The following is a 9920-nucleotide window of genomic DNA, read 5'->3' as shown; positions in this document are numbered from 1 at the left end:
CGCCCCCGGCGCACTCCCCGCTCTTCCGCGCCGAGCACTTCGTCTGGCTCACCGCGCGCGTGCTCGAGCAGCGCGTCTTCGCGCACCACTTCCTGAACGGAAGCGCCGACCCGGTGGAGACAGCGCTGGACGCCTACCGCAACGAGGACGGCGGTTACGGCCACGCCCTGGAGCCCGATCTGCGCGGCCCGGTCAGCCAGCCGCTGCACACCGGGCACGCGCTACGCGTCCTGGACGCCATCGGGCGCTGCGGCGGCCAGCGGGTGGAACGGGTGTGCCGTTATCTGACCTCCGTCTCCACCGAGGACGGGGCGCTCCCGGCTATCCATCCCAGCCAGCGCGGCTATCCGGCGGCCCCGTTCATGCCGATCGTGGACGACCCGCCGAGCGAACTGCTCGCCACCGGGCCGGTGGTGGGGCTGCTGCACCGCAACGAGGTGTGGCACGCCTGGCTGTTCCGGGCCACCGACTACTGCTGGCAGGCGATCGACTCCCTGCGGGAGTCGCACCCGTACGAGATCGAGGCCGCCGTGGCCTTCCTGGACTCCGCTCCCGACCGCCCGCGCGCGGAGGCGGCCGCCGACCGTCTCGGCCGTCTGGTGCGCGAACACCGGCTCGCCGCGCTGGATCCGGGCGACCTCGCCGCGTATCCCGTGGCGCCCGGTTACGCCCCCGGCGAGCATCACTTCCCGCACGACTACGCGAAGACGCCGAGCTCACTGGCGCGCGCGTGGTTCACGGACGACGAGATGGCACGCTCCCTGGACTTCCTCGCCGACGCCCAGCAGGAGGACGGCGGCTGGCCGGTCCGCTGGCGCCAGTGGGCGCCGGGCACCGCGCTGGAGGCACGCCCCATGGTGACGATCGAGGCGCTGCGCACCCTCAGGGCGCACGGTCGCGTCATCGGCTGACCCCGACTCGGCGAGGTCACCCGCCCATGGCCCGCACACCGGCGGTGACGATCACGGCCGCCGCCACGACGAGCAGGAAGGGCGCCCGCAGCACCAGCGCGACCGCGGCTGCGGCGATCCCCGCCAGCCGCGCGTCGAGCACCAGACGGTGCCCGTCGGCGAACGTCTGCTGGGCGGTCAGCGCGGCCAGGAGAGCCACCGGCAACAGCGCGGCCAGCCGCCGCACGAGCGGGCGCTCCAGGGTGCCCGCTGGCACGAGCAGGCCGATGAGCTTGACGGCGTAACAACCGAGCGCGGTGGCGCCGATCGCGATCCAGGTGTTCAACGGCCCTCCCCTTCCGCATGGTCGTCATGGGCGGCATCGCGTGGAGTCCCCTTGCGCCGTCCCTCCAGGAAGAGCACGGCAGGGGCGGCGAGCGCGGCCACCAGGACGGGTGCGCCGGCGGGCAGCACCGGCAGCAGGCCGAGCCCCAGCAGGACGGCGAGGCCCGCGACGGCACGCTCGGTCGTGGTCCTGAGCATCGGCGCGAGCAGCGCCAGGAACACGGCGGGCCCGGCGGCGTCGAGTCCCCACGCGTCCGTGTCCCCGATGGCCTGGGCACCGAGTGCGCCGAGCAGAGTGGTCAGGTTCCACAGCAGGTACAGGCTCAGTCCGGTCACCGTGAACCCGATCCGGGCACTGCGCCGCGTCGGCTGCGCGAGCGCCACGGCGGTCGTCTCGTCGATGACCCACTGGGCGGCGAACGGCCGTACCGCGCGCGGGAGGGCCAGCAACTGCGAGAGACGCAGCCCGTAGAAGGCGTTGCGGACCCCCAGGAAAAAGGCGCCGGCGGCAGCCGTGAGCGGATTGCCACCCGCCGCGAGCGCGCCCACGAGCGCGAACTGGGACGCCCCGGTGAACACCAGGAGGCTGAGCACACAGGCCTGCACCACCGTGACCCCGCTGCCGGCCGCGGTCACCCCGAAGGCGAAGCCGGACAGTCCTACGGCGACGCCGACTCCGAGGGCGTCCCGGACGACGGCGGCGTCGGGCTTGTCCTCGCCCCGGACCTCTGCGAAAGCTGTCTGTTCTGCCACCCCTCCGACGGTACGAGCAGCCCGCGCGGAGCGTCTTGTACGTTCTTGCGCTCCCGCTGGTAGGCCCCCGGAGGCACTCCCACGATCCGGGCGAAGTGCCTGTTGAGATGCGGTTGATCGGTGAATCCCACGGCGACGGCCGCCTCCGAGGGCGGCGTACCTGCGTCCAGCAGCCGCCGCGCCCTCCGCACCCGGGCGTCGGTCAGCCAGGCGTGGGGCGGCATCCCGTACGCGTCCCGGAACGCCCGCAGCAGCGCGAACGGACTGGTCCCGAGATCAGCCGCGAGTCCCTCCAGGGTCGGCGGCCCCGCCATCCGCTCCTCCAGCACGGCACGCGCGCGTGCGGCGATCCGGCCGCCCGCCGTCCGCACCGCCCGCTGTGGCAGGGGCCCGCCGTTGAGCCGCAGCAACCTGGTCACGGCCACCCTCAACAAGGTGTCGGCCGCCAAAGCGTTCCCTTCATCCGTGGCCCGCAGCACCTGGTGCACCAGCCTGACGGCATAAGGGTCGTCGAGCACCGGACTGACGAACCCCGGAGTCCCGCGCAGGGCCGTGGTCTCGGCGGCGATCTCCGCGACCACCTCCGGCGACGGATAGACGGCGCCGTACCGCCACCCCTCCGGCACCCCGGCCCGTCCGGTGTGCGGTGTGTCGGGATTGACCAGGGCGAGTGTCCCCGCGCCCGCGTACTGATCGGCCCCGCGGTGGTGGAAGACCTCGAGTCCGTCCGCGATGGCCGCGATCACGAAGTGCTCGTGGGTGTGCCGCACGAACGCCTTGCGGATGTACCGGGCCCGCAGCAGGTCGACTCCCGGCAACTCCGCGTACCGCCAGTGCCGTGCCACCTCACTGCCCGAACCCGCCACACCCCCATTCTCGGCGAGACCGAGGAAGCCTGGCGAACCCATTACGGCACGCGCGGCGACGGCTGGCGACGGGCGGCGCGGGCTGGCGACGGCTGGCGACGAGCCTGGATGACCCGCTACAGCCCGCTACGGTCCGCCCAGCCGGGATCCCAGCACCGGAAGGCCTCGACCACACGGCCACACCACGAGAGCCCTCGATCACCGGAGCGCACCGCGAGGCTCCCGACCAACAGGGCCACACCCCATGGGGCCCCCGTCGCCACGGCCCCGACCACTCATGGGCCGTACCGCCCGAGCCCAGGCCGCCCTGGGCACACCACCGCACCCCGGGAACCACGGCCACACCCCACACCCCGACCCACGGCCACGTCCACCTCGGACGGCCACCCGGGATCGTCCGGGTCGTCGGCCCGTACGAGGGTGTCGGCGCCGGCGAGGCGGGCGTACTCCAGGGCGGCGGGGAGCAGGTCGGTGACCGTGACCCGTGCGGCGCCCGCCGCCCTGGCCGCCGCGACGACCAGACAGCCGATGGGCCCGGCGCCGGTGACCAGGACGTGCCTGCCGGTCACGTCACCGGCCCGGCGCACCGCGTGCAGGGCGACGGACAGCGGCTCGGCGAGGGCCGCCCGGCGCAGCTCCAGCCCCTCCGGAAGCGGCCTCAACTGCTCAGTCGGTACGACCACTCGGGCCGCGAAACCGCCCTGTACGTGGGGGAAGCGGGCGGCGCTGCCGAGGTAGCGGGTGTCCCGGCAGACGTTCCGGCGTCCGTCCACGCACTCCGGGCAGGCACCGCAGGGACTGGCCGGGTGCACCGCGACGGCCGTGCCCCCGGCGGGACGTGCGGGGGACGGGGAGCCGTACGCGAGGACCGTGCCGACCACCTCGTGCCCGAGCAGCATCGGCTCCCGCAGGCGGAAGTCGCCGACCCCGCCGTGCCTCCAGTAGTGCAGGTCGGATCCGCAGACCCCGCCGTAGCGGACGGCCACCAGGGCCTGCCCCGGGGCGGGTTGCGGGACCGGCAGCTCCTCGACGCGCAGGTCGTCCTGACCGTGGATCACACAACCGAGCATCCCCGCGGCCCCCTTCACAGCACGCTCGTCATTCCGCCGTCGACGTACAGCACCTGTCCGCCGACGAAGTCCGCGGCGGGCGAGGCCAGGAAGAGCACCCCGCCCACCAGGTCCTCGGTACGGCCCCAGCGGCCGGCCGGGGTGCGGCGGCGCACCCAGGCACTGAACTCCTCGTCCTCGACGAGAGGCCCGGTCAGCTCCGTCTCGATGTAGCCCGGCCCCAGGCCGTTGACCTGCACACCGTGCGGGCCCCAGTCGGCGCACATGCCCTTGGTCAGCATCTTCAGCGCGCCCTTGGTGGCCGCGTAGGGCGCGATGCCGGGGCGGACCACCTCGCTCTGCAGCGAGCAGATGTTGACGATCTTTCCGTGACCGCGGGCCGTCATGTACCGGGCCGCCTCCCGGCCGACGAGGAAGGCGCTGGTGAGGTTGGTGTCCAGGATGCGGTGCCAGTCGGCGTCGGTGAACTCCAGGAGCGGGGCGCGCAGTTGCATGCCCGCGTTGTTGACGAGGATGTCCAGGGGGCCCACCCGCTGTTCGACGTCCGCCAGGCCGGCCTTCACCGAGGGACCGTCCGTCACGTCGAACACGGCCGTGTGGATGTCGCCGGGCAGTTCCGCGGCCGCCTTGGTGAGGCGGTCGGCGTCCCGGCCGTTGAGGACCACCGTGCAGCCGGCCTCCGCCAGGCCCCGGGCCAGGGCCAGCCCGATGCCCCGACTGGATCCGGTGACCAGGGCCCTGCGGCCGCTGATGTCGAACAAGGGGTGACTCATCCTCGTACTCCTAGATGACCAGTGAGAGGAGCAGGACCAGGCCGCCCGCGACCACGGAGATGATGGTCTCCATGACGGACCAGGTCTTGATGGTCTGGCCGACGCTCAGCCCGAAGTACTCCTTCACCAGCCAGAAACCGGCGTCGTTGACATGGCTGAAGAAGAGTGAGCCGGCGCCGATGGCGAGGACCAGCAGGGCGGTGTGCGTGGTCGACATGTCGGCCGCGAGCGGGGCGACCAGACCGGCCGCCGAGACCGTCGCCACCGTCGCCGAACCGGTGGCGAGCCGGATGATCACCGCGATCAGCCAGGCCAGCAGCAGCGCCGGGATCGACCAGTCCTTGGAGATGTCCAGGATCATCTTGCCCACGCCGGTGTCGATCAGCGTCTGCTTGAATCCGCCGCCCGCGCCGACGATCAGCAGGATGCCGGCGATGGGCGCGAGTCCCTGCTCGACCAGCGGCGTGAGCCGCTCCCGGCCGAACCCGGCGGGCCGCAGCAGCGTGAAGATGCCGACGAGCACGGCGGCGAGCAGGGCGATCAGCGGGTTGCCTATGACGTCGAAGACGCGCTGGGTGATGTCGTCGGGGTTGTCGATCACGATGTCGACCAGTGCCTTGGACAGCATCAGCACGACCGGCAGCAGGACGGTCGCCAGGGTGGCGCCAAAGCCGGGGCGGTTCTCCAGTTCCTCGGACGCGCGCGGCGGCAGCATCCGCTCGGGGACCGGGACGTCGACCCAGCGGGCCGCGACCTTGGAGAACAGCGGTCCGGCGATGATCACCGTCGGGATGGCGACCAGGATGCCCAGCGCCAGCGTCACACCGAGGTTGGCCTTGACGGCGGAGATCGCGACCAGCGGGCCGGGGTGCGGCGGGACGAGACCGTGCATCACGGACAGACCGGCGAGCGCCGGGATGCCGATGCGCATCACGGAGTAGTTGCCGCGCTTGGCGACCATCAGCACGACCGGGATCAGCAGCACGATGCCGACCTCGAAGAACAGCGGCAGACCGATGACCGAGGCGATCAGCACCATCGCCCACGGCATCGCCCGGCCGCCGGCCTTGGCGAGGATGGTGTCGACGATCTCGTCCGCTCCGCCGGAGTCGGCGAGCATCTTGCCGAGGATCGAGCCCAGGGCGATCAGCACACCGACGCTCGCGACCGTGGTGCCGAGTCCGGTGGTGAAGCTGAGGATGACCTTGTCCAGCGGGGCACCCGCGACGGCGCCGAGCACCAGCGAGCCGATGGTCAGGGACAGGAAGGCGTGCAGTTTGAACCTGGTGATGAGCACGACGATGACGGCGATGCCCACGAGTACGGCGATGCCCAGCTGAGCGTGGCCGGCCGAGGTGATCGGCTCGGGTGCGTCCGCTGCCAGCATCTCGACGCTGAGTCTGGTCACGGTTTTCCCTTGCAGGTACGGGGAGTTGGGTAGGGGAGTCTTGCCGGGCCGGTCTTACCGGGCCGGTGTCAGCGGGCCGGGTGGGGGAGTGCGCTCAGCGCCTTCATGGCCCGTTCGGTGATCTCTTCGGGGCTGCCGGTGACGTCCACCGCGACACCCGCCTCGTCCGGCTGGAGCGGCTGGAGGGTGGCGAACTGGGAGTCGAGCAGCGCCGTCGGCATGAAGTGACCCTGCCGATGCGACATCCGGTCCTCGATCAGGGCACGGTCGCCCGTGAGGTGGACGAAGACGACACCGGGGGCGGCGGCGCGCAGACGATCGCGGTACGACCGCTTCAGCGCCGAGCTGCTGACCACCCCGCCGAGCCCGGCCCGCTCGTGCGCCCAGGCGCCGATGGCGTCGAGCCACGGCCACCGGTCCTCGTCGTCGAGCGGGACGCCGGCCGACATCTTGGCGATGTTGGCCTGCGGGTGGAAGTCGTCGCCCTCGGCGTACGGAACGCCGAGCCGCGCCGCGAGCAGGGGACCGATGGTGGTCTTCCCGGTGCCCGCGACGCCCATGACCACGACGACATGGGGGGTGCTCATCGCTGCCTCACTGTCCTCTTCGACACATGATGTCGACGTAACTGAAACCGATTAGGTACGACGAATTCAAGACCCTGGCATAAATAAGTCTGACTTTTTGTGTCTGTGATCCACCCCGTACTCTGAGTGCATGAGCACAGCGGGCCGGGGGCTGCACGGCCGTGTACTGGACACCCTCGGCCCCGCGATCACAGCGGGCGAGTACCCGCCGGGCAGCGTTCTGCGCACGGACGAGCTGGCACAGCGTTTCGACGTCTCACGGTCGGTGATGCGGGAGGCGGTCCGGGTCCTGGAGTCCATGCACCTGGTCGAGTCGCGCCGGCGCGTGGGCGTGACGGTGCGCCCGAAGGCCGAGTGGAACGTGTACGACCCGCAGGTCATCCGCTGGCGCCTGGCCGGCGCCGACCGCCCCCGTCAGCTGCGCTCACTGACCGTGCTGCGCTCGGCGGTCGAACCGGTCGCCGCCGCTCTCGCGGCGAAGAACGCCAGCGCCGAGCAGTGCGCCGAACTCACCCAGTGCGCCCTCGGCATGGTCGCCAACTCCCGCGGCCACAAGCTGGAGGAGTACCTCGTCCACGACGTGGCCTTCCACCGGGTGATCCTCGCCGCCTCGGGCAACGAGATGTTCGCCCGCCTCGGCGACGTCGTCGCCGAGGTCCTCTCCGGCCGCACCCACCACGACGTGATGTTCGAGGACCCCGACCCCGCCGCCGTCACCCTCCACGTCCAGGTCGCCGAGGCGGTGAGAGCGGGCGACGCGACCCGCGCGGAGGAACTCACCCGGGAGATCACGGTGGGCGCGCTCCAGGAGCTGGACATCCTGGCGCCGTAGGACGACAACCCGGGCGCGGTCACTCCCGCGCGGCCTGCGCCGTCACGCTGAGGGGCAGCATGACGAAGGCGTCGGCCCCGGCGTCCTCGGACCACGATCCGTCCGGCAGCTCGACGGCCCTGCCCTTGACGGTCAGCCTGGCGTGGGACAGCAGCGCACCATCCCCCCGGCCGCCGCCGCGCACGGGCTCGGCGCTGAAGTACTGCACGAGCAGCGCCCCCGTGACACGCGTGCCGACCTGCTGCAGCAGCTTGCCGGGGAGCGTCCACTCGACGCCGTAGTACAGCGTGCCACCCGTGTGTTGGTGGATCCTGCGCACGTACCAGGCGTCGTGGCCCACCTGCGGCGCGCTGCGCATCTTCAGATGGGCGATGGCCGCCGAGGCCGCGCTGAGCCCGGGCAGCGGGGCCACCGTGGCCGCGAGCTGACCGGCCAGCCCCACCGCCGGCGCGAGCGCGTTCAGATCCTCGGCCACGGCGGTGCGCCACTCCCGCTCCTCCTGCACCGGAGGCAGGTGGTACACCAGCGCCTGGACGTCCTTCACCCGCCACCCGTCGACCGCCGGGAACAGCAGCCGGACCTCCGCCTTGTCGGGCGCGTCCCCCGTGTATCCGAACGTCCAGACGTACAGATAGGGGGTGAACTCCCGCGAGGCGTCCGAGTTGGTCGAGAACAGCCCCGCCAACGGGACGGAGACGGGGTCGCTCTCGCCGTAGACCTCGAGCCAGTTCGCCCCGTCCTGCCGGGACCAGCGGTCCCATCGGGACACCATGGCTACGTCAGCTCCATGGGATCGGGCTTCAGCTGCTCACCCGACGTCAGCCGGCTCACCATCGCCGCGCGGGACGTCACGTCGAGTTTCATGAAGATGCGACGCAGATGGGAGGCCACGGTCCAGGTGCTGATCTCCAGGACCGAGGCGATCGTCTTGTTGGGGTGACCGCAGGCGACCATGCGGGCGATCTCCAGCTCGCGCGGGCTCAGTAAGGAGACGGGCCCCGTCCGGTCGCCGCGCAGCACCAGACACCGCACCCCGTCGATCTCCAGGTCCAGCAGCACATGTCCGTCACCGGCGGCGAGCTTGGCGATCAACTCCACCGCCAGCGCCTCGACTTCGGCGGCGGTCCGCTCCCTGGCCAGTAGTCCGGTACCTGCCCCGTCCGTCATCGCCAGCCCCCTTGCCTTCAGCGGCCGGGACCTCACCCGGTTCCACGCCCGTCGGCATGAGCGCACTTTAACAGCGGGCGCGACCCCCCTGTGCCCCATTTGCGTGTAGCACGTCCGAGGGACGCTCATCCGAACCCGACCGGTACGGCCGACCGCAGGACGTGCGACTGGTACGCCAACTCCACCGTGACCAGGGTGAGTTGTCCGACCGCGTGACGAGAGGCGGCGATGCACATGCGCCAGGTCGAGCTGGAGTACGAGAACGAGGCCGCCCTGGAGAGCGAGTTCGAGGGCGCCGGCGAGGAGGAGTACCTCTTCGAGGAGGAAGGCGAGGAGGAGGGCGAGGAGTTCCTCGGCCGGATCGCCGGTGCGATCGGCGGGCTCCTGGGCGAGGGCGAGTTCGAGGGGGAGTACGAAGGCGAGTGGGAGGGCGAGTACGAGGGCGAGTTGGAGGAAGAGGCGTTCTTCCGCCGGATCCGCTCCTTCGTCCGCCGGGCCGCCCCGATCCTCCGCCAGGTCGCCCGGGTGGCCGCCCCGATGGTGGGCACCGCGATCGGCGGACCCCTCGGCGGCGCTCTCGGGAGCGTCGCCGCCCGGGCTCTGGGCGAGGGCGAGTTGGAGGGGGAGTACCTCTACGAGGAGGAGGGCGAAGGGGAGTTCGAGGCGGAGGCGGAGGAGGAGGCGACCCGACCGCTGACCCAGCAGGAGGCGCTGGCCGAGATGATGGCCGCCGTCGCCGCGCAGGCCCAGACCGAGGCCGAGGCCGAGGCGATGATCGGCGCCGCGACCGTCTCCGCGCTGTCCGCCCGGGACCGGGCCGCCCTGCGCCGGCTGCTGCCGCACCTGGTGCGGGCCACCTGCGTCCTCACCCGGCTGCTGCGCCGGCAGCGTGCCACCCGGCCCGCCGTGCGAGCCGTGCCGCTGATCGTCCGCCGTACCGCCCGTGTCCTCGGCGCCCGTGCCGCGGCCGGCCGGCCCGCCGACCGCCGTACCGCCGCCCGCGTCATGGCCGGGCAGACCCGGCGCGTCCTGGGCAGCCCGCAGCAGACGGCCCGGGCACTGCAGCGCAACGTGCGCGCCGCGACCGCGGTCCGTGCCACCAGCCCCGCCGCCCGGACCCGCCGCCCCTACGCGGGTGCACTGGGGCCTGCTGCCCAACGCCACCGCAAAACCGGCGCTGACCGTCCGGACGGGCGAGACCGTCACCTTCGACACCGTCAGCCACGAGG

At 72.1% G+C, this 9920-nt stretch carries 11 protein-coding genes and 1 pseudogene; 3 read left to right on the top strand and 9 right to left on the bottom strand.

Annotated features, from left to right (window positions below; genetic code table 11):
- Positions 1-911: hypothetical protein (locus GRC12_RS37075; RefSeq protein WP_244374347.1), on the top strand; the 911-nt coding region annotated here is incomplete at its 5' end.
- Between the two features lie 16 nt (positions 912-927).
- Here the strand turns inward: GRC12_RS37075 and GRC12_RS37070 are convergent.
- From GRC12_RS37070 to GRC12_RS37040, 7 genes and pseudogenes are all read right to left on the bottom strand, one after another.
- Positions 928-1236 (bottom strand): AzlD domain-containing protein, encoded by a 309-nt coding sequence (locus tag GRC12_RS37070; protein WP_133046197.1) that lies wholly within the window; start codon positions 1234-1236, stop codon positions 928-930.
- A complete protein-coding gene (locus GRC12_RS37065; protein WP_208784532.1) occupies positions 1233-1988 on the bottom strand; it encodes an AzlC family ABC transporter permease in 756 nt (251 codons plus the stop codon). Before GRC12_RS37065 ends, GRC12_RS37070 begins: the two co-directional genes overlap by 4 nt.
- Positions 1895-2854: an AraC family transcriptional regulator gene (locus GRC12_RS37060; protein WP_208784530.1), complete on the bottom strand. Its 960-nt coding sequence runs from the start codon at positions 2852-2854 to the stop codon at positions 1895-1897. The genes GRC12_RS37065 and GRC12_RS37060 overlap by 94 nt, the downstream gene beginning before the upstream one ends.
- Positions 2855-3192: 338 nt before the next feature.
- Positions 3193-3924: pseudogene (locus GRC12_RS37055) on the bottom strand (alcohol dehydrogenase catalytic domain-containing protein); the annotation flags it as partial.
- A gap of 14 nt (positions 3925-3938) precedes the next feature.
- Positions 3939-4697 carry an SDR family oxidoreductase gene (locus GRC12_RS37050; protein WP_208784528.1) on the bottom strand — a complete coding sequence of 253 codons (759 nt, stop codon included), beginning with the start codon at positions 4695-4697 and terminating at the stop codon, positions 3939-3941.
- Between the two features lie 10 nt (positions 4698-4707).
- Entirely contained in the window at positions 4708-6105 is a 1398-nt protein-coding gene (locus GRC12_RS37045; protein WP_208784525.1) for a GntP family permease, read from the bottom strand.
- A 68-nt stretch (positions 6106-6173) separates the two neighbouring features.
- Complete coding sequence (locus tag GRC12_RS37040; RefSeq protein WP_133047179.1) at positions 6174-6692, bottom strand: gluconokinase; 519 nt, start codon at positions 6690-6692, stop codon at positions 6174-6176.
- Positions 6693-6822: 130 nt separating this feature from the next.
- Between GRC12_RS37040 and GRC12_RS37035 the strand changes: the two genes are divergently transcribed.
- Positions 6823-7524: a FadR/GntR family transcriptional regulator gene (locus GRC12_RS37035; protein WP_208784523.1), complete on the top strand. Its 702-nt coding sequence runs from the start codon at positions 6823-6825 to the stop codon at positions 7522-7524.
- 19 nt (positions 7525-7543) lie between these two features.
- On the opposite strand, the gene GRC12_RS37030 is transcribed toward GRC12_RS37035, so the two are convergent.
- Both GRC12_RS37030 and GRC12_RS37025 read right to left on the bottom strand, forming a co-directional pair.
- Entirely contained in the window at positions 7544-8296 is a 753-nt protein-coding gene (locus GRC12_RS37030) for a hypothetical protein (RefSeq protein WP_208784521.1), read from the bottom strand.
- 2 nt (positions 8297-8298) lie between these two features.
- Entirely contained in the window at positions 8299-8691 is a 393-nt protein-coding gene (locus GRC12_RS37025; protein ID WP_208784520.1) for a response regulator transcription factor, read from the bottom strand.
- A 234-nt stretch (positions 8692-8925) separates the two neighbouring features.
- Here GRC12_RS37025 and GRC12_RS37020 point away from each other — a divergent pair.
- Positions 8926-9920: hypothetical protein (locus GRC12_RS37020; protein WP_208784519.1), on the top strand; the 995-nt coding region annotated here is incomplete at its 3' end.

Source organism: Streptomyces griseorubiginosus (assembly GCF_017614965.1).
GTDB lineage: Bacteria > Actinomycetota > Actinomycetes > Streptomycetales > Streptomycetaceae > Streptomyces > Streptomyces griseorubiginosus_B.
Note: the sequence above shows the minus strand (reverse complement) of the source record. Positions and strands in the feature narration are given on the sequence as shown.

What these genes read in the sequence shown, in the direction of transcription:
- GRC12_RS37050 (WP_208784528.1), bottom strand. Translation starts at nt 4,697, where the DNA reads ATGAGTCACCCCTTGTTCGACATCAGCGGCCGCAGGGCCCTGGTCACC.
- GRC12_RS37040 (WP_133047179.1), bottom strand. Translation starts at nt 6,692, where the DNA reads ATGAGCACCCCCCATGTCGTCGTGGTCATGGGCGTCGCGGGCACCGGG.
- GRC12_RS37035 (WP_208784523.1), top strand. Translation starts at nt 6,823, where the DNA reads ATGAGCACAGCGGGCCGGGGGCTGCACGGCCGTGTACTGGACACCCTC.
- GRC12_RS37030 (WP_208784521.1), bottom strand. Translation starts at nt 8,296, where the DNA reads ATGGTGTCCCGATGGGACCGCTGGTCCCGGCAGGACGGGGCGAACTGG.
- GRC12_RS37025 (WP_208784520.1), bottom strand. Translation starts at nt 8,691, where the DNA reads ATGACGGACGGGGCAGGTACCGGACTACTGGCCAGGGAGCGGACCGCC.